At 69.3% G+C, this 22155-nt stretch carries 24 protein-coding genes, 3 pseudogenes and 1 CRISPR repeat array; of the genes and pseudogenes, 10 read left to right on the top strand and 17 right to left on the bottom strand.

Features of this window, described 5'->3' with window-relative positions:
* Window positions 1-21: 21 nt before the first annotated feature.
* The 5 genes and pseudogenes from IE318_RS40865 to IE318_RS46760 all read left to right on the top strand — a co-directional run.
* The gene (locus IE318_RS40865) at window positions 22-1386 is read left to right on the top strand and encodes a type I-E CRISPR-associated protein Cas7/Cse4/CasC (RefSeq protein WP_229904101.1); all 1365 of its coding nucleotides are present in this window, start codon (window positions 22-24) and stop codon (window positions 1384-1386) included.
* Entirely contained in the window at window positions 1383-2258 is an 876-nt protein-coding gene (cas5e, locus tag IE318_RS40860) for a type I-E CRISPR-associated protein Cas5/CasD (RefSeq protein ID WP_189907941.1), read from the top strand. Before IE318_RS40865 ends, cas5e begins: the two co-directional genes overlap by 4 nt.
* Window positions 2259-2329: 71 nt before the next feature.
* The gene (locus IE318_RS40855) at window positions 2330-3004 is read left to right on the top strand and encodes a type I-E CRISPR-associated protein Cas6/Cse3/CasE (RefSeq protein ID WP_229904100.1); all 675 of its coding nucleotides are present in this window, start codon (window positions 2330-2332) and stop codon (window positions 3002-3004) included.
* Window positions 3005-3267: 263 nt separating this feature from the next.
* A CRISPR array of direct repeats spans window positions 3268-3661; the repeat unit is 29 nt; unit sequence GTGCTCCCCGCGCCCGCGGGGATGGTCCC.
* Window positions 3662-3870: 209 nt separating this feature from the next.
* Window positions 3871-4272 (top strand): annotated as a pseudogene (locus tag IE318_RS40850) (glycosyltransferase family 2 protein); the annotation flags it as partial.
* A gap of 172 nt (window positions 4273-4444) precedes the next feature.
* Window positions 4445-4651 (top strand): annotated as a pseudogene (locus IE318_RS46760) (arsenate reductase/protein-tyrosine-phosphatase family protein); the annotation flags it as partial.
* A gap of 38 nt (window positions 4652-4689) precedes the next feature.
* Here the strand turns inward: IE318_RS46760 and IE318_RS40840 are convergent.
* The 6 genes from IE318_RS40840 to IE318_RS40815 all read right to left on the bottom strand — a co-directional run bounded on the left by IE318_RS40840 (window position 4690) and on the right by IE318_RS40815 (window position 8875).
* The gene (locus IE318_RS40840; RefSeq protein WP_189907939.1) at window positions 4690-5502 is read right to left on the bottom strand and encodes an aminoglycoside phosphotransferase; all 813 of its coding nucleotides are present in this window, start codon (window positions 5500-5502) and stop codon (window positions 4690-4692) included.
* An 81-nt stretch (window positions 5503-5583) separates the two neighbouring features.
* A complete protein-coding gene (locus tag IE318_RS40835) occupies window positions 5584-5796 on the bottom strand; it encodes a hypothetical protein (protein ID WP_189907956.1) in 213 nt (70 codons plus the stop codon).
* A complete protein-coding gene (locus IE318_RS40830; protein WP_189907938.1) occupies window positions 5793-6911 on the bottom strand; it encodes a radical SAM protein in 1119 nt (372 codons plus the stop codon). The genes IE318_RS40835 and IE318_RS40830 overlap by 4 nt, the downstream gene beginning before the upstream one ends.
* A 139-nt stretch (window positions 6912-7050) precedes the next feature.
* On the bottom strand, window positions 7051-7707 hold the full coding sequence (locus tag IE318_RS40825) for a hypothetical protein (RefSeq protein WP_229904099.1): 657 nt from the start codon (window positions 7705-7707) through the stop codon (window positions 7051-7053).
* Window positions 7708-7760: 53 nt separating this feature from the next.
* Window positions 7761-8117 (bottom strand): DUF6415 family natural product biosynthesis protein, encoded by a 357-nt coding sequence (locus tag IE318_RS40820; RefSeq protein ID WP_229904098.1) that lies wholly within the window; start codon window positions 8115-8117, stop codon window positions 7761-7763.
* Window positions 8118-8179: 62 nt separating this feature from the next.
* Window positions 8180-8875, bottom strand: coding sequence for an ATP-binding protein (locus IE318_RS40815; protein ID WP_189907935.1), 696 nt, complete (start codon window positions 8873-8875; stop codon window positions 8180-8182).
* Window positions 8876-8996: 121 nt separating this feature from the next.
* Between IE318_RS40815 and IE318_RS40810 the strand changes: the two genes are divergently transcribed.
* Window positions 8997-10322, top strand: a complete 1326-nt coding sequence (locus IE318_RS40810; RefSeq protein WP_189907934.1) for an NsdA family TPR-like regulatory protein — start codon at window positions 8997-8999, stop codon at window positions 10320-10322.
* A gap of 12 nt (window positions 10323-10334) precedes the next feature.
* Here IE318_RS40810 and IE318_RS40805 read toward each other — a convergent pair whose 3' ends face one another.
* The 3 genes from IE318_RS40805 to IE318_RS40795 all read right to left on the bottom strand — a co-directional run bounded on the left by IE318_RS40805 (window position 10335) and on the right by IE318_RS40795 (window position 13102).
* Window positions 10335-10868, bottom strand: a complete 534-nt coding sequence (locus tag IE318_RS40805) for an NUDIX hydrolase (RefSeq protein WP_189907933.1) — start codon at window positions 10866-10868, stop codon at window positions 10335-10337.
* Between the two features lie 857 nt (window positions 10869-11725).
* Entirely contained in the window at window positions 11726-12631 is a 906-nt protein-coding gene (locus IE318_RS40800) for a hypothetical protein (protein ID WP_189907932.1), read from the bottom strand.
* Window positions 12632-12742: 111 nt separating this feature from the next.
* Entirely contained in the window at window positions 12743-13102 is a 360-nt protein-coding gene (locus IE318_RS40795; protein ID WP_189907931.1) for a hypothetical protein, read from the bottom strand.
* 160 nt (window positions 13103-13262) lie between these two features.
* On the opposite strand from IE318_RS40795, the pseudogene IE318_RS40790 reads away from it, so the two are divergent.
* Both IE318_RS40790 and IE318_RS40785 read left to right on the top strand, forming a co-directional pair.
* Window positions 13263-13369, top strand: a pseudogene (locus tag IE318_RS40790) (IS5/IS1182 family transposase); the annotation flags it as partial.
* A gap of 131 nt (window positions 13370-13500) precedes the next feature.
* The gene (locus IE318_RS40785; protein ID WP_189907930.1) at window positions 13501-13800 is read left to right on the top strand and encodes a hypothetical protein; all 300 of its coding nucleotides are present in this window, start codon (window positions 13501-13503) and stop codon (window positions 13798-13800) included.
* Window positions 13801-13979: 179 nt separating this feature from the next.
* On the opposite strand, the gene IE318_RS40780 is transcribed toward IE318_RS40785, so the two are convergent.
* Window positions 13980-14594 (bottom strand): hypothetical protein, encoded by a 615-nt coding sequence (locus tag IE318_RS40780; protein WP_189907929.1) that lies wholly within the window; start codon window positions 14592-14594, stop codon window positions 13980-13982.
* A gap of 403 nt (window positions 14595-14997) precedes the next feature.
* Between IE318_RS40780 and IE318_RS40775 the strand changes: the two genes are divergently transcribed.
* Window positions 14998-15456 (top strand): hypothetical protein, encoded by a 459-nt coding sequence (locus tag IE318_RS40775; RefSeq protein WP_229904097.1) that lies wholly within the window; start codon window positions 14998-15000, stop codon window positions 15454-15456.
* On the top strand, window positions 15453-16124 hold the full coding sequence (locus tag IE318_RS40770; protein WP_189907928.1) for a nucleotidyl transferase AbiEii/AbiGii toxin family protein: 672 nt from the start codon (window positions 15453-15455) through the stop codon (window positions 16122-16124). The genes IE318_RS40775 and IE318_RS40770 overlap by 4 nt, the downstream gene beginning before the upstream one ends.
* A gap of 159 nt (window positions 16125-16283) precedes the next feature.
* On the opposite strand, the gene IE318_RS40765 is transcribed toward IE318_RS40770, so the two are convergent.
* The 7 genes from IE318_RS40765 to IE318_RS40735 form a co-directional block, all read right to left on the bottom strand.
* Window positions 16284-17282 (bottom strand): hypothetical protein, encoded by a 999-nt coding sequence (locus IE318_RS40765; protein WP_189907927.1) that lies wholly within the window; start codon window positions 17280-17282, stop codon window positions 16284-16286.
* 11 nt (window positions 17283-17293) lie between these two features.
* A complete protein-coding gene (locus IE318_RS40760) occupies window positions 17294-17692 on the bottom strand; it encodes a hypothetical protein (protein ID WP_189907926.1) in 399 nt (132 codons plus the stop codon).
* A gap of 248 nt (window positions 17693-17940) precedes the next feature.
* Entirely contained in the window at window positions 17941-18405 is a 465-nt protein-coding gene (locus IE318_RS40755; RefSeq protein ID WP_189907925.1) for a hypothetical protein, read from the bottom strand.
* Window positions 18398-19090 carry a hypothetical protein gene (locus tag IE318_RS40750; protein WP_189907924.1) on the bottom strand — a complete coding sequence of 231 codons (693 nt, stop codon included), beginning with the start codon at window positions 19088-19090 and terminating at the stop codon, window positions 18398-18400. The genes IE318_RS40755 and IE318_RS40750 overlap by 8 nt, the downstream gene beginning before the upstream one ends.
* 283 nt (window positions 19091-19373) lie before the next feature.
* The gene (locus IE318_RS40745) at window positions 19374-20378 is read right to left on the bottom strand and encodes a DUF932 domain-containing protein (protein WP_189907923.1); all 1005 of its coding nucleotides are present in this window, start codon (window positions 20376-20378) and stop codon (window positions 19374-19376) included.
* 182 nt (window positions 20379-20560) lie between these two features.
* Complete coding sequence (locus IE318_RS40740) at window positions 20561-21055, bottom strand: hypothetical protein (RefSeq protein WP_189907922.1); 495 nt, start codon at window positions 21053-21055, stop codon at window positions 20561-20563.
* Between the two features lie 74 nt (window positions 21056-21129).
* Window positions 21130-21477 (bottom strand): hypothetical protein, encoded by a 348-nt coding sequence (locus IE318_RS40735; protein WP_189907921.1) that lies wholly within the window; start codon window positions 21475-21477, stop codon window positions 21130-21132.
* Window positions 21478-22155 lie beyond the last annotated feature (678 nt).

The raw sequence follows: 22155 nt of genomic DNA, 5'->3' as shown, positions 1-22155 counted from the left end.
GACGCGGAAGGACACCAGCTCGTGACCGAGGCACTTCGCAGTCAATTCCTCTCCCTGCACCTCATCGAGACCCTGGCGGCGGTCCTCCCGGTGCGCGACGAGAACGCCCAGCCCAAGACCCTTGTCTTCGGAGGCGTGGAACGCCACATGATCACCAGTCAGGCCCGTCGGCGGGCCGAGCGGGTCCACGCCCGCAACCGCGCCAACACCGGACGCGGGGCGCTCAAGGGACGAAGCATGGGCGTCCGCACCCGGGAATGGGCGATCCTGGCCGGACGCGAGCTCGAGTCCGCCCACGGCTGGGAGAAGGAGAGGACCCTGGTCACGGCCCGCGCCGTGATGGAGGCGAGCGGCCTCAAGTTCGGTGACCCCAAGAAGAAGACGGTGGCCAACCTGACGAAGGTGCTCGTCTTCGCGCCATCCGATGCTGCATCGAGGATCGCGGACCACATCGCCGGGCAGGCCGCTGAGGTCGAGGAGTGGCGCGACGCTTACCTCGAAGCCCAGGCCCGCGCCGAGGCGGCGAAGAAATCCCGCCGTGGGGCCAAGAAGAAGGCCGGATCGTCACCGGAGACGGAAGAGTCTGAGGAGACCTCCACGGCGGAACCTGCCGCGTCCGTCTCTCTGCCGCCGCTGCCCAAGGCCACGCGCGACGCCGTTCTGCTTGCCCTCGCACCCCGCGACGCTGTGGACATCGCTCTCTATGGCCGCTTTCTGGCCGAGATCCCCGACTCTCCGAACGTCGACGGCGCCGTCCAGACCGGACACGCCTTCACCGTCCACGAAGCCGAGCAGATCGAGGACTTCTACGCGGCCGCCGACGACGCCAAACTGGATCGCAAGCGCACCGCCCTCAGCTTCCTCGACGCCGCCGACGAAGCGGGTGCCGGCATGACCGGGTACCAGTCCCTGATCTCCGGTACCTTCTACCGGCATGCCGTCCTCGACCGCATCCAGCTGCGCACCAATCTGCGGGTGGCAGGTATGGACGGGCAGGAGGCCGAGACGGCCGCGACCGAGGCAGAGAAGGAGTTCGTGAACGCCTTCGTGGAGGCGTTCCCGGAGGCGAAAAAGAACTCCACCGCATCCACCGGATCCCTTCCCGCGCTCGTTCTCGCATTCGAGGGGGAACGTCCCTACAACTACGCGTCCGCCTTTCAACGGCCAGTGGACGAAAGCCCTGTGTCGGCAGGCGGGGAGGGACCGGCAGGTCCCGCGGCCGTTCGCAGGCTGCTGCGCCACCACACCTTCGTCAGCCGCCGCCGCGAGGACCTGCGTACCGCGCGGGTGCTCACCTACGACCCCGAGATCGACGCACTCCTGGCGGAGCTGGGATTGCCGCAGTCACTGACCGTGGTGGAGCGAGCCGAGGACCTGACCCCGTGAACGATCCGCACGTCCTGCTCGTCCGGCTGGCCGGACCTCTGCAATCGTGGGGCCTCACCGGCCGGTTCGCGCGCCGTGACACACACACCCGTCCCACGAAGTCCGGCGTGATCGGCCTGTGCGCCGCAGCTCTAGGCCTCGCCCGGGAGGAACCCCTCGGGGAACTCGCCGAGGTCCGCTTCGGGGTCCGCGCCGACCGGCCCGGCACGCCGCTTCGCGACTACCACACGGTCGGCGGAGGAACCTACCCTCTGCGCCCCCGGGACCTCCTCACCGACCACCAACGGGCCGCAAAGGCCGTGACGGCCTCGGCCCCGGAGGGAACGGAGCCCGGCCCGTTCGGCCGCGGGGAGCTGGAAGCCTGGTACGGCTCTCCAAAGTACGTCACCGCGGACCCGACGTCGGGAGCCCTCGTCTCCGGAGAGGTCCGCCGCCACGCACTGATCACAGAGCGCTGGTATCTCGCCGACGCTGCCTTCCTCGTCGGCTTGGAGCACCCCGATGCAGCACTCCTGGAGCGGATCGCTAACGCCCTGGAGCATCCCAAGCGCCTGCTCTGGCTCGGCCGTAAGGCCTGTCCGCCCTCGGGCGACCTCGCTCTAGGCGTCGTTCCAGGCACCCTCAGGGAAGTATTCGAGACCCACGCCCTGCTCCCAGAAGATCCTTGCTACGAAGGCGAACCGCAGGCTCCGGTGACAGACGTACGCCCGTGGGCCTGGATCGAAAGCCTGCGCCCGCTCTCCGGCATCGGCCCCCCGTCGGACCAGCCCGTGCGGTTCGGCGCGGACGGCGGCGTCCACAGCCTCCGTTGGGAGACCCGTCACCGCATCACTATCGCTTCAGACGCCCGCGGATGGGACATCATCCTGTGAACACGACAGCCACCACGTCGCATGCGCCCACAGGCCCGGGTGGTGCCGCTAGGTTCGTCACCACGCACACCTTGCTGACCCTGGACGCCCGGCACCCCTTCGCCGCCAAATCGCTCATCGACGCACAGGACATGCACCGGACCGTCATGAGCGGTTTCCTCGGCTGGGTGGACAACGGCAGCCCTGACGCCCGTTCCCAGATGGGCATCCTGTCGACCTGGACCGTCGATCTCCGGCAGGCACGGCTGAACCTGGTGGTTCAGTCGTCCGTCCCCGCCGACTGGAGCAACATTCCCCGGGGAGCCTTGGCCGAGGCACCAGAGACCCTCACCGTAGACCGCACTTTCCGCACCGGCGACCGTGTCGACTTCCGCACGGTCGTCAATCCGGTCCGCAGCATTCCGCCCGCGCCGGGCTCACCGCTGAAGACGCGCGGCACCCGCGTCGCCCATACCCGCCCCGAGCACGTGAGGACGTGGTTTTCGCACCGTCTGCAGCCAGCCGGCGAACCCGCGGTAGCCCCCAACGGTGTCACCCGCATCGGGGCCGATACGGACACCGAGCGACTCGCTTTGCGCATGCTCCCGCGAGTCTCCAGTCCGGCACCGCACAAGGGCCTGCGCATCGCTCGTGCGGAGATCAAAGGAACCCTCACGGTGACCGACCCGAAGACGTTTGTCGCCGCCCTCACCCAGGGCATCGGCCATGCGCGTGCCTACAGTTGCGGACTGATCCTCGTGAGGTAAACAGGGCAGAGCCTTCTGCGCGCGGTTCCGGCGCATCAACCGACAGTAATGGTTTCCCGTCATGGTGGGTGCCGGCGCAGCGGACTTGGCGAGGCTCGTGGGTGCGGGGTGGGACAGGGGGCCGTGCCTGAGCCGTTTTATGTGCTCCCTGCGCGGCATGGATGGTCCCGACCTGCCGAGCAGCATGGCGAGGTCGGCCACGTGCTCCCGCGGGCCAGCGAGGATGGACCCGAGGGCATCACGCAGGGCGACGACCTGAAGGTGTGCTCCCCGCGCCCGCGGGGATGGTCCCCACCCGCCCAAGCCGCCCACCCGGCTCCAGCCGTGCTCCCCGCGCCCGCGGGGATGGTCCCAGGAACGCCCAGCCCTTCGGGCCAATCGCCGGGTGCTCCCCGCGCCCGCGGGGATGGTCCCCGGACGGTGAGGGTGACGCTGTCGTCGTTCATGTGCTCCCCGCGCCCGCGGGGATGGTCCCGACGTCAACCGCGCCGGGCTCGGCGGCATGATGTGCTCCCCGCGCCCGCGGGGATGGTCCCGCCCTCGACCCGATCGACGGCGTCGGCCCGGGTGCTCCCCGCGCCCGCGGGGATGGTCCCGAGAACTCCGTCACCAAGGCGGCCGTGGACAAGTGCTCCCCGCGCCTGCGGGGATGGTCCCACTGCCATCGGCGGCACGGGCTACATCGCCGAGTACTCCCCGCGCACCCGCGGGGAGGGGCCGCCTCGGGCTCCCCGAACCACGCCCGCCGCTGGGCGCTTGTACCTCCTGGATATTGTCTGGCTGGGCTGAGCACGACTCCGCAAATCCGCTCCGACCGGGGTCGGCGCACCGGAGGAGTGGCATCAACTGACCAGATTCCTTCGGGCGGTGACTGGCCGGAGCCGTTCTTCTACGCGCACGAGGAGACAGACCTGGCCTGGCGGGCGCTGGAGGCGGGCTGGAAGGTGCTCTATGAGCCGGAGTTGGTGCTCCGGCATCCGTGGACGTCGCCGACCCGGCACGCGGTCTTCTACCGGATGGTGGCCCGCAACCGGGTCTGGCTTGCCAAGAGGCACCTTCCCGCCCTCCTCGTTCCCGTCTATCTGGGTATCTGGACCGCTGTGACCGTGGTCCGCACACGGTCGGCGGCGGGGCTGAGGGCCTGGTTCGGCGGGTTCGCCGAGGGCGTTGGCACCCCGTGTCCGCCGCGTCGGCCGATGAGGTGGTCCACGGTGTGGCGGATGACCCGCCTGGGCCGGCCACCGGCCACCGGTCATCTGATCAGCTAGTCGTGGCCGCGGACTTGGCCGTCAGCCATGCGGGGAGCGCTTCGGGGGTCTTGGTCGGCCAGGTCGCGTAGCGGGCCACCCCCTCTTCGACGGTGATGGTCGGCCGCCCTGCCGCCGGCCGGGGACCGCTTCCATGCGGTGGGTTGTCGCGTAGCCGCCGAGCTGGACGTCCGTGCGGGGCGGGCTGATCGGGAAGTGGGAGGGCGAGCCCGCCCACGAAGCGATGGTCGAGGCCGTCCGGCGGCTCGGCCTCGACCTCACCGCCCACCGTGCGCGGCAGATCACCCTCGACATGCTGGACTGGGCGGACACCGTCCTGGCCATGGACGCCTCGGTGCTCGACGTCCTTCGCCGGATCTGCGGCGAGAAGAACGAGCGCAAGCTCCGCCTGTACCGCGGTGACCGCGACGTCCCCGTTTACCTGTGGGGGATGGTGAGCGTGTGGGAGTGGAAGTCGGCGGCGTGGCGGGCCATCGCCGTCTTCCACGGCGTGGTGTCGGCGTGGGCGATCTCTGCCCAGGCGGCGGCGTTGGCGGCGGCGAATGCCTGCACGGCCGCTGGCGGTGCGCTGTGCCAGGACGGGAACCGGTGGGCGAAGGTGTTCGCCGATGCCAGGGAGTGTCCGGTCTCGAGTAGGCGCAGGATGAGGACGGCCGGATCGATCCATGCAGCGCCGCGTGTGGGCCAGGCCCAGTCGATGATGTGCGCCCGGTCGTCGACGAGTACGTTGTGCGGGGCGAGGTCGGTGTGCAGGAGGGTGTCCCCGGCGAAGAGGTCGGCGGTGCCGGGCGGGGCGTACGCGGCCCAGCGCTGTTCGGCTGCCTTGATCGGGATGTCCGTCGGCGCGGTGATCTCTTGCAGCTCCTGGACCGCCGCGGCGACGAGGGGAAGGTCGGCGGAGCCGGGAGCGTAGTCGGCGTGCCGTCCCTGGAGGACCTCGTACCCGAGGAGATCCCAGCCGGCCGCCTCGATGTGCCAGTACAGGCGGGGGCAGGCACGGGGAAGGTGGGGAGCGATCGCGGCCTCGCGGCGCTGCGCTGGTGCCTGGGGGTGATCGGTGGGGATGCCCTTGACGAACATCATGCCGTGGTCGGTGTCGATGAACGCTGCGATTCCCGAGTTCAGTCCGCCGTCGGCGGTGCGCGCGGCGTGGACGGGGCCCGCCTTGTCGGCGATGGCCTGGCGTGCTTGGGCGGGCAGGTCGTGGAAGTGGCGGCGGGGGATGGACACGGCGCTGTTCCTCGGGTGCGGGCGGGTGGGGCTGCCCCGGTCAGCGTACGGCCGGGGCAGCGTGGTGGCGCAGTTTTCGGTCTAGTAGGGCTGGTCGTCACCGGCCGAGCAGCTGCATCCGGCGGACTCGGCGACGTCGAGGTCCAGGTCGTCGATGACCTGGAAGGTGCCCTCGGGGACCGAGGGCGGGGGCAGCGGCACGGGCAGGGTGCCGGGGGTCTGCGCGGGCGGGCGCAGGCTGATGGTCACCGGGACCGGTGCGGGCCGCGTCGGTGCTGCGGTGGGCGGTGTCATGCTCCGTAACCTCCGTGTTGGCAGTAGAGCGATCGGTTGTCCCCCGCCTCCTGGTGGAGCTTGGCCAGCGGCCGGCATGTCCTGCATGTGCCGACTTTCGAGCAGTCGGAGCATCCACCGGTGCGGAGCTGTAGGGACTCAGCGATGCTGCTGAGTCGGGGGAGGGCTTCCAGGCCCTCCGTCATGAGGTTCACGCTGGGGTCGCGGCCGATCTTGCAGATGGACGCGATGCCGTGCGGATCGACGTGGAAGAACGTGTGACCTGCGTTGCAGCCGGTGAAGACGCGGCGGGTCTTCACGTACTTCTGGGCCTGCGAGGCGAGCGGGCCGGCCTCCCCGTGGATCGTCGGGGACATGTTCGTGAACACCTGGTACGGGAAGCCCCAGCGGTCTTCGGCCAGGCGTACCATCGCGTCGACCTCGTGCGCGTTCTCGGCGGCGACGATGATGTTCAGCCGGACCGGCAGTCCTGCCTTTCGGGAGGCGTCCAGGCCACGCGTGAACCGGTCGAAGGCGCCACGGTTACGGGTGACGGCGTCGTAGGTCTTCCCGGTGGCGCCGTACAGGCTCACCGTCAGCCGGTACGGCCGCAGCCGCGCGAACAGTTCCTGCATGCGCGGTTTGTGGAGTTGGCTGCCGTTCGTCGAGATCTGGATCATCATGCCGAGGCCGGTGGCGTACTCGTACGCGGCGGCGAACTGCCGGTCGATCAGGGCCTCGCCTCCGGTGATCTGGAGCCACAGCACGCCGGCGTCCCGCAGCATCGTGAGCAGGCGCACCTTGTCGTCCCACTCCAGGCCCTCGAACCGTTTCTCCCCGAGGTAGCAGAACCCGCAGTCGTGGTCACAGCCGAGGTTGATCTCCCACGACGCTTTGACGTACCCGCACGGAGAGTGCTCGCGGACCAAGAGGACATTGCGCAGACTCTCGGCGGGCAGGGGCATCTGCCAGGCCGCTGCGGTCGCGTCGCGCAGCCAGGAGGGGGCTGGCTGGTCGTCGGCGACGGCCGTGCGCAGTTCCTCGTAGCGGGACTCGGGTATGCCCACACCCTTGGCGTGACCGGGCCGGAGGACGAGGTACTGCCCCAGGAACGGACTGGTGATCAGTCTGTGCATGGTGCCTCTCCAATTCTCAAGGCGGGCCCCGGCGCGGGGGCGGGCCTGCCGTGGGGGAACGGTCGGAGTGAGTCCCCGCGCCGGGAGCTTGGGCCGCCCGATGGCCACGGCCAGGGGTATCCGGGCCATCGGGCGGGGTCTATGCGGCGTGCTTGAGTTCGCGCTCCAGGTCGTCGATGCCGGTGACGCGGAAGGAGCCCAGCCGGCGCACGATCTGCGAGGCGAGGAAGGTGGGCAGGTTCGGGTGCCCGTAGGGCAGCGGCTCGTCGGGCTGAGCCACGACCTGGACGCCGCTTTCTCCGTAGCCGTAGAGGGCGCCTTGCACCCCGTACAGGGGTGCGCTGCGCGCGATGAACACCATGGGGTGGCCTGCCAGGTGCGGGCAGAGCCGTGCCGCTGGGACGGCGTGCTGGGCGCAGACGGGCGGCTGGTTCGTCAGGGTCGGCGCCTGCTCGGGGTCGATGGTGCCGGGCCCGGCGAGGAAGACGAACCCGAGGGGGGTCCGGGCGGGCTCGGCGCAGATCTGGCAGCGCATGGCTTGCATGGTCATCATCTGCCGGTGGGGGTGCATTAGCTTCCACTGCGGCCTGCCCGTGGGCATCTTGTGCCGGTCCATGGTGAAGCTGCACCGTGCCATGAGGACGCCGTGCAGGTCCCGGTCGCGGGGGTCCTCATCGGCGTAGTACAGGCGAAGCCCCGAAGGCGAGGAGAGGATGATCAGGTTGTCGGGCGCGGCCTCCTCCCCCTCTCGCAACGTGATGAAGGGGACCAGGCCTGTGTCGGTGGCAGTACGCACGGAAGGTGTCATCTCTCTCGTCTGTTCTCTGGCTCGGCCTACCAGGACCGGGCTCATGCCGCTTCCCTCAAGCAGTCCGTGACCACGAGCCGTTCATGAAGCTCCTGCACGGTCCAACCCATCCGGCGTAGGTAACCGACCGCCTTCCAGCGGTCACAAGGCACCGCCTCACGGCACACGGCGTGCGCACGTTCCACCAGCCCGGCTGTGGCGGTGTCGCGCTGCTCGGCCCCGGTGGCGACGGCGATGTCGACCAGTCGCACCAGGTGGCCGCGCAGACGCTGCGCGAGCTCATCCACGTGCTGCTCGGTCGGAATGCAGTCATCCAGCACGGCCCCCACATCCTCCAGGAGCGCATCACCGTCGAACGGCTGCCACCGGCGGATCCTGGCGAGCATGTCCTGGAGCACCTCAGGCTCCACAGGAGGCGTCCACCGAGGTACAGGATGCCTCCCGTGCTGCACGACGGCGGTCACCGCCCCTGCCCGGGCACAGCGATGGTGCACCACGCGCACGTGCCGTCCTCGGTGAAGCCCCAGGAGCCGCCGAGGTCCGTGACCAGAGCATCCACCAGGAGCAGCCCGCGCCCATGCTCGACCCCGGCACGGGGCTGCTGCGGTTCGGGGACCGCCGAAGGTGTTCTGTCGTGGACTTCCAAGCGGAGTTCGCCTGCCGCGGTCATCCAGCCACGTACGTCGAACACGTCGCACCGCCCGTGCAGCACCGCATTCGTGCACAGCTCCGACACCACGATCAAGAATGCATCGACCAGGTCGCCGGGAAGTCGGCAATAGTGGGCCCACGCCCTTGTGACGCGCCGCGCGACCTCCACGCTCGCCGGCTCGGAACGGATCGCTATACCGAAGCCCGGTAGAACAGCATCACTGGCGTGGGGCAGAGCCTCTAACAGGCTCGATCCGGCGTGTCTTGGGGACATGGAGACAACTCCCTCCCTTCCTCCGAGTGTCGGCCGGAGTTGGACGTAGGGGCCTTCGTGGCTCATGACCACGCCCACCCGGCCATTGCGGCTGTCCACCAGCAAAGTCCCCACCGCGGGCTGCGACATACTGCCGGTGACGGCCACCGCCGCATCACCATCGGGACGAACCGGCTCGGAGTCGGAGGACTGCGCCTGTCTCGCCGCGGCCGTCGTCTGTTCGTTCGCCATACTCAGAGCTTCGCGATTTCGGAAAGCACGCAGAAAGGCCCGGCTGATTACCCAAGTTGGGTATCATCACGGCAGGTGACCTAAAGCAACCTTGAGTAGTCCTCGACCTGGGAGCTTTGCGATGGCCGAGCCGTCCCGTCCGCAGGAGCTTCCTGCCCGGCTGCTCACCGACCCTGAGATGATCGAGGCATGCCGCGTCCGTGACTTCTCCCGCGTGTTCCGGCTGGTCAAGGTCCATGCGGGCATCTACCCGTCAATGATCGCCCGCCGTTGTGACCTGACGCCCAGCCGAGTCGGCGAAGTCATGGCAGCGCGTCGGCAGTTGGTCCACATGGACGTGATCGAGCGTGTCGCCGACGGATTGCGCATCCCTGGCCACATGGTCGGACTTGCCCGGCGTCCATGGGAGACGCCTGCCGCTCTTACCACCACCGAGCGGCAACTGCCCCGCCGTGAGGAACCACAACAGGAGGCAGTACCCAGCGCTCTGCCGGGGTTAGACGCGGACAGCTTCCTTGCTCTGACCTCACGGACCCGCCCGAGCCCTTCCACACTCAAGGCACTGCGAGCGTCGATCGAGGACTATTGGCGCCGGGACGACCAGCACGGAGGAGAAGCGCTGAGGCCGGCGGTCGTCGGCCAACTCCGGTACGTCGTCGAGCTCATCAAGGAGGATCGGCACAAGCCCGTCCAGCACGAGCTGTACGCCGTGGCAGCTGAACTGGCGCGCCTGACCGGCTGGACGCACTTCGACGCACGCCAGTACAGTCAGGCCCGTACGTACTTCGCCGAGGCCCTGCAACTGGCCAAGCAGATCGACGACCGCCAGTTCATGGCCAACGTGCTGGCATGCATGAGCCTCCAGGCCACCTACCAAGACAAACCCGGGGACGCTTTGGCCTACGTCACTGCAGCCCAGGACGAAGCCCGAGATGCCGTAGGCACGACACCGCGCGTACTGTCCATGCTGTCCATGCGGGAAGCCTTCGCGCACGCCACCCTCGGCAACCGGAACGCCACCCACACGGCCATCTTCGATGCGCATCAGCAGTTCAAGCGAATCCGGCAGGGCGATCCCGACCCCGCCTGGGTGACCTACTTCGACGAGCCCAAGCTGATCGCGGACACCGGGATCGCCCACGGGCGTCTGGGCGAGGCAGCCACCGCCGAGCCACTGGTCACGGATGCTCTGCGCAGGGAAAGCCGCAGCACCAACGAGAGGGGCCGCGCCTTCCACGCCTTCTGGCTCGCCCGGATCCAGTTGCAGCAAGGCAAACTGGACCAGGCGTGCCAAACTGCCACAGAGGCACTGGAGCGAGCCTCAGCCGTGGCGTCCCCACGGGTGACTGGCCACCTCAAAGAGTTCTACAACCTGCTGGGCCCCTATCGCAAAGAGCCCGTCGCCACAGCGTTCGAGGGCCGGCTGCGGGAGCTCCTCACCGTTTGAAAACCGCCCGCTTCAGCCGAACGCCTCGTCCATGAGCACGTACAGCAGGCCGACCAGCGAGCCGCTGCTGACGATCTCGCGGCGATCGATCATGCCGCGCACGTCAGCGAGCGGGATCCACTCGATGCGGTCGGATTCGTTCTTCTCGGTCGGTGGTCCAATGTAGGTGGCCTCGGCCGCGCGGAAGACGTGATGCTGGGAGTCCGTGATCCCGTTCGCCGGCTCAGCATAGATCAGCGGCTTGAGCGGCCCCGGCCGCCAGCCCGTTTCCTCCAGCACCTCACGGGCGGCCGCCTGCTCCGGCGTCTCGCCGTCTTCGATCAGCCCCATGGGCAGCTCCCACGCCCACGCGTCGGTGATGAACCGGTGCCGCCACATCATGAGCACTTCGCGGCGATCGTTCACGACGGCAGCCACGGCGAGGTGCCGCAGACGCACGACATGGTGCTCCCAGCGGCGCCCGTCGGGCTGTTGGACATCCACCAGACACAGGTTCACCCACTGGTTGGTGTAGATCTGCCGTTCGCCATGGGTCTTCCACTGCATGAACGCCGCCCCTTTCGCACGTTGCCCCAAGCATCGCAGAGCTCAGCGGCACGGGGCGTAAGTCGGCACCGAGCCGCGAGTTCCCCGGCGACCCGCCGACCGCACCAAGTGTGTGACGCGGATCGTTCGTGGCAGCGGATCGGTGTCACCGCATGTTGCGGCGGTTGTGGGGGTCGGCCCCCGACGGCCCCCGGGGTGGCCCGATCTGCCTTTGCTGCTGAGCGGAGTGTGGACTCTGGTGGCCGCTGACCGAGATCGAAGGAGTCGGCGCCGCACCCTTGGAGCCAGCGGCCGGGCGGACGAGGACCCGACCGACAGCCTCGAGTGGCGCGCCTCACCACTGGCCGCAGAATGCCTAATAGACGGGTTTCAAAACCATGCGCGCAGCGTGCGCAGAGGTGTTCTCCCCAGCAGGGGTACCGGTTCGTGCAGGCCGACGAGAGGGTGCCGCGTTGCGCATGGGACCCAAGCAGTGCCCGTCAGTCGGCAGGTGCACGGCTTTGAGTACGCAGCAGCCTGTGCACGCTACCTGGGAAGGGACTGCGCAGCCCTCGAGAACAGGGGCTGGCCATGCGTGGTCGGGTCTATGGTCGGACCGCCCATGGCCCTGGTCGTGGGCAGGCGAGCTGCGGTGTCCACGCCCTGCGTTGCCTTGCTGACAACTGCCATGCGTGGTCGGGCGAAAAAGGGGTGATGGCCGGTTCCGCGGAGCTGTGTGGCTTCGCGGGGGAGGGGTGGCTGGCCTCTCCATACCGGCCATCGTGCGGCGTCTGGCCCGCCGGGAGTTCGTCGATCCCTTAAACCAGAGGCCGCGGTCTTACGGTATCCCGCCTGCGAGGCGGGTCGGTGCGCTGCAGTCAGGACGTCGAGGAGCGGCGCGCGGCCAGCTCCTCGAGGCGGGAGCGTTTCCAGCGCTGCTGACGAGGACGGCCGGCGCTGCCGCGCCGGTACTCGTATCCGTCGGGCTGCTCGAGGTCGGGCAGGAGCCCGTGCCCGAGCGCACTGATGAAACTGTCGGCGTTGCCGTATCCGAGGATCCGGGCTGCCTCGGAGGCGCCGACCAGGTCCTCGTGCTCGTCCTGGTCGGCCGGCGGCAGCACACCACGCTTGCGGGCGACAGCGACGACGGTCGCCCGCCGCCACTTCTTGCGGCCCGGGCCGCGGCTGCCTTCCTCCTTCTGCAGGGCGTCCGGTTCGGGCAGTTCGGGGATGCGCCCCTGGTAGAGGGCGCTGGAAAAGGAAGCCGGGCTGCCGTAGCCGAGCAGCGCAGCGACCTCGGCCGTACCGAGCAGCTCGTCGGGGTCCCCGTCCGCCGACACCTCATGCCGCGCTGCCGCCGGAGCGGAGCTGCGCCGGCCCTTGCCGGGGCGGCTGGCGACCCAGGCCACGATCGTGCCGCGGCGCCACATCGGACCGTCGACGTCCGCGTCGGGCTCCGGGAAGTAACCGGGCCGGTCGCGGAAGTAGCCGTCGATGGTTGACGTGCGGGTGTAGCCGAGAAGCTGCGACACCTCCCGCTTGGTCAGCAGCTCGTCCTGGTCGGCCTCGAGTACCGCGGCCGGCAGCGCGCGCTTCTTCGGAGCACGCTGCGCGAAGAACGCCGCGACCTCGTCGTGGCGCCAGAACCGCTTGCGGCCTTCCGTGTGCGCGACCGCGGGGAAACCACTGTCCGGGTTGTTGCTCCAGTCGCTGATCCGGGGCTTGCTCGTGCCGAACTCGGACACGATCTGCGTGGTGTCCACGAGCCGGTCGGCGGAAGACATCAGGGCCTCTTTGGAAGGATCAGCACGGCGGTGCCGGCACTCGGACGAGCGCGACATGTTCGATAATGCCAAAGTAGATGGTTTGCTGTCCAGCCTGACGCCAAAGCCGTCCTACATCACTTCCTCGCCCAGCAGGCACACCCCGAAGTGCGCCGCACGCTCCTCCAGCTCCGTGTAGGCCATCGCGGCCGGCGCGGCATCCCACGTCATGAAGGCGAGAGCGGAGACCGCCTCGCTGCGCGTCATCCCCTGCTCCCACGGTACGCACGCAGCGGCGCACCGCTCGGCGAGCTCGGCGTCGGACAGGCTCATGGCCTCCCGGTCAACGCCGGCCTGGACGTCGGCGAAGCCCTTGCACCAGGCGCGGTGGCCTGTGGCCAGGAGGCCCTGCAGCGCCTCCCGGTTGCTGAGGTGCTGGGAGCGGGCGGCGAGGTCGAGAAGCAGGGCGGTGTGGTTAGTGTCCATGGTCATTCTTCGTCCACTGTAGGGGCCGCATGCCGGGACGGGGAAGGGCAGACCTGGCCCGGCATGCGGCAGGCAGGTCTTGAGCTGTGCGCAATGCAGCCGGGGCATGGCACGCGGCGGCTGCAGCGGGCGAGCCTGGGTTCCTAATGAGCTCCTTCTACGGTGCGAGCGCACGATGCCTTGGCTGTCTGGGTACCGCGACTCAGCCCACGCTACGAGCGCGTCCCTTGTAACTATCTGCTCCTTTGTGGACTTGCTGCGGGGCTGTGCTGTCAACTGAACTGGACCGAACCGTGCGCGCTTGCCCTGCGGCCCGTGCATCCGGCCCCCTTCCGGGTGCCTCCGCCGGATCATCGCCGATCGAGCCTGCCCGATCCCCGTCAACTGACCACGGAGACCCACCTATGAGCACCCACCCCGAAAGCGTCACCCGTACCATCGGCAGCAAGACCCACACCATTACTCGGCGCGACATCCACGCCGCCGCGGCCCGGCTCCGCTCTCTCCATCAAAACGATCTCCGCAACCGGGAGTTGTTCATCCTGGTCGGTTCTGGCCTCTACTACGGCCCGGACCTGATCGCGGAGGTGACCGGCGGTGCCCAGATCGACGGTCGCGAGGCATACGACCTCCTCGGCTCCCTCGGTCTCCCGCTCTTTCGCTGGGACTGGGGCAACCTCAAGGACACACGGAACGCGAAGTGAAGTCTGCATTGGGGCACGTTCCCGCGTGCCAGCCACTGAGACGTTGACGGCTCCCCGGCTACGAGGTCGGAGGGTTCGTTTCCTTGCCCTCGCCCCCCACCCCCGACGAATCCACCCTGCCACCGCCCGCACCGCAGTGGGGCAACCGGTTTTCGTGACGCTGCCCCGGAACGCGCAGGTCAGGGCCTGGTCGGCGGGTTGCTGTACGTGACCTGGATGCCGTCTAGCATGACGGCCACCGTCCGGTCGGGCCTGGTCAGGAGCCGCGCGTAGGCCTCCATGTCCTCGTCGTAGCGTGCGACTTCGCGTTCGGGGGCCTCGAAGCGGGCTCCGGGCCGGATCGCTCCCCAGGGCTCCAGCAGCCGTGCCACTTTGGCGGTACCCGGCTCCCCGCTGGGGTAGATGTGGAATCCCGGCGTCTGCGTGTAGTCGACGCCATCCAGGCCGTAGGGCATGTGCCCGGCGGTGGCCAACTCCACGGCCAGAGCCCGCCATTGCTCCTCTTCGACCAGATCTTCCGACAGCCCCGGCAGGTCCAGCGACGCGACAGCAGCGCGCCGGGCGGCGTCCGCCTCACTGTTCACGCGCTCGGCGATCCCCGGCCCCACTCCTGGTCGTCGTACGTCCGCACGCGCCGGAGTACTGGTCGACCACCTCCCAGCCTTCGCCCTGGGCGGAGGGGCGATCTGGAACCGTGTGTCGGGCTGCTCGGCTGGGGGCTCGGCGAAGAACACGTCGCCGCTGCCGTGCGGCTCCGTCGTCGCCAGCCCGGCCCGGCGCAGAGCGTCGGCCATAGACGGTGCCAGGGCGCGGGAGGGGCCGTCGAGAGTGTTCCCTCAGGTGACGGCGCACCGGGTGGTCAGTCCCAGCGGGCGGCGTTCCGGCTGCTCGGAGATCGTTACCCGGCGCTGCGGCGCGGTCGAGGAGTCCGGTCAAGGCGGCGGTCTGTGCGGGCAGTAGCAGCTGTGGGATGTGGTCGGCCGTGTGCTGGGCGGTGGCCTTGGACTGGGTCTCGTCGGGGCGCGGGCGGGCTGGGCGGTGACCGTGAACAGCTTGGCCTCGATGCTGTGGGCGCCAGCCTGCACGAGAGATGGCCCTCCCACCGGCCTGGCTGGCCGACCGCCCCTACTCGCGAGGGCTGCCCCGTCTCCCTTCCACCGTCGTCTGGCGCCGGGCGACAGCCGTCATAATGGGGGTATGCCCGCCACGCCGCAGCACCCAGCTCCCGCGCCGCCCCTTGCAGACGCGGCCGCGAACTCAGGCTCGGGCAGCACGGATGTGGAGCTCTACCGGGAGAAGTTCAGGCGCCGGCTGCCGGACTCGTTGGTTGAGCTGCGGGGTCCCGCGGAGGGGGTCGTGGAACCGCCCACCACCGTTGTCTGGTCCGGGCTGCGTGCCTTCGACCTCGCTAACGAGCGTCAACGGATGAGCCTGTACCGCACTGTCCTCGCAGAGGGCATGCGCAAGGACCTGTGCGCGCTACTGAACCGCGACATCCTCCTGCGGTCGTGGCCCACCTTGCGGATCCTGGTCTCGACCACGGTCCGCGGTGTGTGGGAAGACCGATTTCCGGAACTACGGGCTCTGGCCGACGTTCCTCCCGCCCGGCCCCCGGCCCGGCGACGGCGTACCCACCAGGGGCCGGCGGCCGCGTGAGACTTCCCAGCATGCACGCCCGCCTGCTGGCGGACGTCCTGGCCATCGGCTCCCCGTACCCTCTGGTGATCACCGGTGGCTACGCCGTCCAGGCCCACGGACTCCTCGCACGCCCGAGCCAGGACCTGGATGTCGCCACCGAGAACCCCGCACCGATGGACGAGATCGTCCGCACCCTCACCGAGGGGCTCACCGCACGCGGCTGGCACATCGAGGTGATCGAAGTCGCCCCGCTCTCCGCGCGCCTCAACGCCACCGACACCCGCTCCGGCGTCCAGGAGACGTGCGAGGTGGACGTCCTCAAGGAGGTCTTCACCCGGCCAGCTGCCTCCAGCGCCTACGGGCCGGTGCTCGCCGAGGAAGACGTGATCGGGACCAAGGTCCGCGCGCTGGCCGAGCGAGGCCTGGCCCGTGACGCACTGGACGTCTTCGCCGCTTCGCGCCGCTGGACCACGACCGATCTCGAGGAATTCGGCCGCCGCCACGCTCGCGACCGCTTCGACCTCGAGTCCCTCCAGACCCGGCTGACCGCCGTCGCCTGGCTCGACGACGCCGAACTCGAGGCGTACGGCGCGCCTCCCGCACTGATCGACGAGCTGATGGCCTGGGCCCAGGAATGGGCCGACGACCTCGGCCGACGGCTGCTCCGCGACCAGGACATGGATTAGGCCAGGATCAGACCGACAGCCGCAGGGAGATACGGGCTGGCCGATCGGCGAGCCTTGGAGTCCGCCGCGGGAACACCTGCCCGGTCGGCCCGGGCCCGGGGCCGGGGGCGGGGGCGGGGGCGGCCTGGCGGCAAGCCATCCCGGCGCGGACTCGTCGGCCTACGGCCGGGTGCGCTCGCGGTGGATGCGGTCGCTGATCTCGCGCGCTTCCCTGCGGGCCTGGTCGGCTGCTGCCTGCGGGCTGGCGGCGTAGACGACGTTGACGCTGCCGAAGATCCCTTCGGCGTCCTCCTGGCGCTGCTCGTGGACGTCGGCCCATTCGCCGGATCGGCGGGGGGCCTCCTCCACGTGCCAGCTGTCGAAGTCGCCCCCGCCCCTCCACCGACCGATCACGAAGTACGCTCGCTCTTCGCTCTCTGACGCGGCGGCGGGCCGGGTCAGCCCCTCGTACTGCGACCGGAAGAGCGTCAGACGGCGGCCTTCCTCCGCGGCTGCGCCCCTGCTGTCTCGGCTCGGCAGGTACTCGGCTCGGTGGGCCAGGCTCTCGCGGTCCGGGGCATCGGGTGCGGGCGGTCGGTGTACCAGCGGGCCAGCGTCCACCACGCGGCCAGACCTGCGGGTGGCCTGGGTCCGGTGGGCCTCCGCCTCGTCCAGCCAGCGGGTCTGTGTCCGTTCGGCGTGCGAGATCATCGCGTCCAGCCACTTCAGCAGCTGCGGGGTGTCGTGGCGGCGGGCCGCGTGTTGGAGGCTGGGGAAGTCGCTGCGCGCGGCGTAGTCGCCGGCGCACGCGCGCAGGATGCCGGTCAGCGTCTGGCTGGTCTGCTCGGGCGCGGGGCGGTCGTCGGTGTCGAGCAGGGACATCGGGCCCTGCCATCCCCAGGGCACATCGGCGGAGTGGGCGAGCACCCGGACCGTGTTGCCCTGGTAGGCGCGGCCGCGGATGCGTACCAGCGGCTCGGCGGGGAGCTCGTGTGCGCTGACGGATCCGAGACTGGCGCGGACGGCGTCGAAGCGGTCCCATCGGGCGGGGCTGCTGGTCGCGGTCACGTGGACGGTTCCGCTGGCGGCACCGGTGAGGGTGTAGAGCACGCTGCCGGTGGCGTCCGCCTCGGACGGAACAGCGCGGACGGTGCCGGACGGGGTTCCAATGGTGATCACAGGGTGTCTCCTCACAGGGCATACGGTACGGAATGGGGAGCTGGCGGGGCGTCCCGGCCCCCGCTGGGGCCGGGCGGGGGCCGCAGCCGGTGACGGATGGGTCCGGCAGGAACCGCGCGGGCGACGGGCGCTGAGCTGCCCCCGCAGGGTCGTACGGCGGCCTGCACCGCGGCGGTCCTCATGCCGTGCAGCCATCCGCGCTTGATCCGCCACCCGCACACGATCGGGCCCGGGGCTTGCTCGGTCTGTACGACCAGGGTGGCCAGGACGGTGCAGCTGCCTTCCAGGGCGGCCGTCACGGCGGCCTCGATGACGGTGAACTCGTGCGGGTCGGCGTTCAGGTGCCATGCGGGGGCGGTCGTCACGTCGACGGTGGCGCGGGCCAGGGCATGCCGGCCTTCGACGTCCACCGCGGCGTGGTGCAGGCGGTGACGTCCGGCACCCAGGGCGGTGAAGGGCTGGGCGAATGCCTGGTGCGCGTGGTCGTGGGCGGCGGTGATCGCGCTTCGTCTCCGGGGTAGGGCAGGGTGCGGCGGTCGGTGCGGGCGGGCTGGTCGGGGTGCGGGCTCGTCACGGTGATTCCAGCGGGGCGACGGGTTGGGGGCCGGCTGCGCGCGGCGGGCGGGGTGTCCCGCGTGGTGTGGCGCGCGGGACAGGGTCAGATGACGGGGCGGCGGCGGCCCTGCTCGTTCAGGTGGCGCACGTCGGGCGTGGGCTTCCGGAAGTGGCACCAGGTGCGCCCCATGAAGTCCTCGGTGGTGTAGAAGTGCACCGCCCGGGCCCGGCCGCTTCCGCCTGCCGTGGTGTAGGCGGCCGCGTACCAGTAGCCGTTGATGTTGAACGCAACGGCGTCTGCGGGCCACTCGTGCGGGATCGGGGTCAGGTGCGCTCGGCGGGCGTGGTGTAGGCGGCGGCCGGTGGTGAGGTCGACCGCCATGAAGTGGTCCCGCTCCATCGGGTGCTGCTCGCCGAACTCGTCGTCCTGCTCCCAGCAGGCGTCGCAGTGTCCGAACCATGTGCACGGCATGAGGTACAGGGGGCGGTCGTGCATCTCGGTGATGCTGCCGTGGTAGGTGACGTGGCTACCGATGAACAACCTGGGTGCGGGGGTGGTCTCAGGCATGGGCTGCCTGCCAGGCCTTCGTGTTCCACTCGCGGGTCAGTTCGTCGGCGTAGGCGACGTCGCGCGCGGCCTCGGCGTCCAGGGCGGCCACGACAAGGACGCTGCCCCGGATGTCGTCGGCGCGGCGCTGGGCGGCGGCGGCCTGCTCCTGGCGCTCGGCCTCCTCCTCCGGCAGGCGCCGTACGAGGGAGATCCGTTCGTCGCTGGTGAAGATCACGAGGTAGCGGCGGCAGTCCTCGATCCGCGAGGGGCGGGCCGGGCCGGTGGTGGTGTCGGCCAGCGTGGCGCGGGCCTGGGCCAGCAGCTTCGCCACTTCCTCGGTCGCCTTCACGCCCGTGTCCCGCTGGTGCTGGTTGCGGCCGTAGTAGACGCGGGCCTTGTCGCGTACGGGGGCGAACTCCACCGGGGCGTAGATGCTGATCATCCGGCGCGCCCAGTTGTCGCGCTGGTCCCGCTCGGCCTGGGCGGCGCGCGCGGTGTCGGTCACCTTGCCCTGCGTCCAGCTCAGCGCGTCAGCGGCGCACGACGTGCCGTAGTACACGACGTCTTCGGCGGTGCCGTCCTCGTTCCCGTCGGCGTCCAGCGGCATCATCGCGACGGTGCGCTTGAGTCCGCGGCGGCCGCAGCAACCGCACTCGGTGATGTCGTCGACGATGCCTTTGATCTTCCACTTCGGCATGGGCATGGATGGCCTTCCGTGGGGTGGTGGGTGGGCGGTGGGTGTCGAGCTGCTGGGCGTCCGCCGGCGCGGCCTGGGCGCAGGGAGGGGTGGCGTGTTCTTGGCGCGCGGTCTGCTCCGCAGACGCGACGCGCTGCCGCTACGCGGCAGGGGCCGGCGGGCAGCGCTCCGCGCTCCTGATGGGTGGTTGAGCGCTCCGCGCTCGGGGCGGGTGCGGCCACTGCTGGCCGGTGGGGCCGGGTGGGCACCCCCGTGGGGGAGTTTGGGTGCCCGCCCGGCGGTCAGGGGGTCAGACCGTGGTGAGGGCGAATGCCTTCTCCATCAGGTCGTTGGCCGCTCCGCTGATGACCCGCTCGGCGCGGGCGGCAGCCTTGTCGGCGTCGGTCTTGCCCCGGGTGGGGGCGACGTGGTTGGCGTACTCGGTGAGCGCGTTGTATCCGGCCCACCGCGTGCCCCGGATACCGGCCTGTGTGTCGGCGTACTCGAACAGGTTCGAGATTGCCCCCCACCGCTGACGCTGGTTGGTCTTGGCACGGGCGTGGTCGCTGTCCTTGACCGGCCACAGCTCGTCCACCACCGACTTCAGCTCACTGAGCGTCATCTCGGCTTCGATCATCCGCTGTGCGGCCTTCTCGAACTCCTCGGCGTACCGGAAGGTCAGACCGAGGGCGGAACGGGCCTGCGCGATTCGGGCCTTGGCTCCGGCGGTGTGCCGTACCACGAACGAGGAGCGGGCCCCGTGGATGGCCGCGCGCATGGTGTTCGCGCACACCACCCGGACCGGCGTCACCACGATGCGAAACGCGCTGCCTCCGTCGTGGCTGTTGAACGCTGCGATGTACAGATCGACGTCGTCGTTCCCGCCGATCGTGAGACCCTGCGGCATCTTCATGGTCAGGAAGACCTGACGGCCGTCCTTGAGCGAACCGGCGGTCTCGAAGTGCGCCCCGGACTCGTCGGCCAGCAGGTTGAGGAACTCGGCGTGTTCCTCGTTCTGGACGGGGTGGTAGTCGCTGCCGACCACTCCGAGCGTCTGCGTGCGGCCGGTCTTCGGGTGCGTGCGCGCGGTCGCGAAGTGCTGCGGTACCTCCACCGGCGTGGTTCCGTCAGCCGTGATCTCGGTCGCGGTCAGGGGGAGGAGTCGCACGTTCCACCCGGACAGGGACGCGATGCGCATGGCCTCCTCGGCGGTCATCGCGCCGTCGGTGACGGTGCCCAGCTTGTGCCACGCGCTTGTGTTGGCGGAGGCGAAAGCGGCGGTGCCGTCGGTGAACTGCTCGATCTCGTGAGCCACTTGGGCTTCCCTTCTGGTGACGAACTTTCGGCGGGGTCCGGTAGGGGGCCAACCCTCCCGAACTGGTTCCATAATACCTATCTCCAGAGGTGGGGCAACCGATTAAATCTCCGGTGCGCCCCACCCCCGGGATGACCCGCTGACCTGGGGCTACGACATCAGTAGCCCTCCGCACGGGCTCACTACTGCCAGTGCTGGGGCAGTGCCGTGATGCTCCACGCGTGAACTCCGGTCAGCGCTGTGACGAACGCGCCGTTCCTATACTCGCTCAGGCGGTACAGCACGGACTCTCGTCCTCGGCGGTCCAGCACCCGCTCAATGCGCGTCACCCAATAGCGGCCGTGACAGCACTCCTGCGACCCGTGATAGCTGACCAACTGCCCGATACTGGGGCCGCTGTCCGCGCGCAGGGCGGCGGTCAAGTTGGACAGTGCCGTACCGAACGTGTGGGGCGGCAAGGGCACATCGGCCAGCGCAGGCCCAGTGTGTCCGGTCCGCACACCCGAAATCCACCCCACCTCGAACAGGGGCCGGGCCAACTCGCGCGCGTCGTGCGGGAAACCGGTGTTCTCGGGGAGCTGCTCCAGGGCGGCCCGGAAGGCGGCCTCCATCTGCTCTCGCTCACCCTCGCTCGCCGGAACGGCGCGGTGCGCGGGCTCAATGCTCGTCATGCTCACGGTGACTTCCTTTCGATTGCTGAGGGTCTGGGCTTGACCGGGGGCCCGGACGGACCGGACCCCCGAGAATGCCCTTACTTCAGGCCGCGAGTCCGCAGGAATTCGCTGATGCGGTATGCGACGGCTCGCACCGAAAGGGCTGCGCCTCGGAACGTTCCGAGAATGCGCGGTCCAGTGTCGCTGTCGTGGATGACGTGGAACTCAAACTCCTCAGCGACGGGCAGAAGAACCCGGATAGGTCCGGCCGTGGTGTCGAACCGAATGGACGTGGTGTTCTCGTCCTGGTTGTGAACGATGACAGCGTCTCGAAGGAGTTCCGGGCGCGGGAGGAAATTGGCGATCCGGCGGGCCTTTGCGGCCTGAGGAGTCGTGATCTCGTCCGCGCTGGGAGCCACCTTGCCTCCGCTGATGACGATTTCCACGCTTACGCCTTTCTGTCGACGAACGTTCGGCGGTGCCGGTAGGGAGCCACCCTTCGACATGTTCCATAATACAGTAGCACTGATCTGTTGCACTACCCCACGCGCAAACTCCTGCGCCATCTCTTGCGCCATCTCCTGCCCCCGCCTGGCGGCCGGCCTCCGATCGCCACAGGTCAGACGGCCATTCGCCCATGGTCAGGGAGCTGACATCCCCTCTGCTGCCGCTCTCTCTCCACGAATGAGAGAAGGAGGTGGGGGCGGGCATGGGCGGCGCGGCGGCATCGGGGATCGGGGCCGGAGGCCTGAGTTGCGCGTCGGCGGGCCTCCGCGCTCGGGCGCTGGCGCGCCCGGATCAGACAGCAATCATCCACGCACGGCCCGTGCTCTGGCCATGACTTGCCGAACGGCCTTCGATGGACGTACCGTCCCGAACTACAAATAACTAACCCGGTATTCACGCAAGATCAGTTTGCCGGGTCATCTGAGGGTTCATGAACTTTCCTTGCGATTAGGATGGGATGAGGAAGGCGGAAAGAATTCAAGCTGAATCAGCCTCAATTCCATTCAGAAACGTCAGCTCACCGGGCGGACCGGACCCCCGACCCCCTAGGCGCGCTTTTCGGAATTCGCGGAGCGAATTCCTAGTCGAATTGCGGAGCAATTCGACTGATCGTCACG

Origin of the sequence: Streptomyces spiralis, from assembly GCF_014654675.1 — a bacterium.
GTDB classification, from domain to species: Bacteria; Actinomycetota; Actinomycetes; order Streptomycetales; family Streptomycetaceae; genus Streptomyces; species Streptomyces spiralis.
Note: the sequence above shows the minus strand (reverse complement) of the source record. Positions and strands in the feature narration are given on the sequence as shown.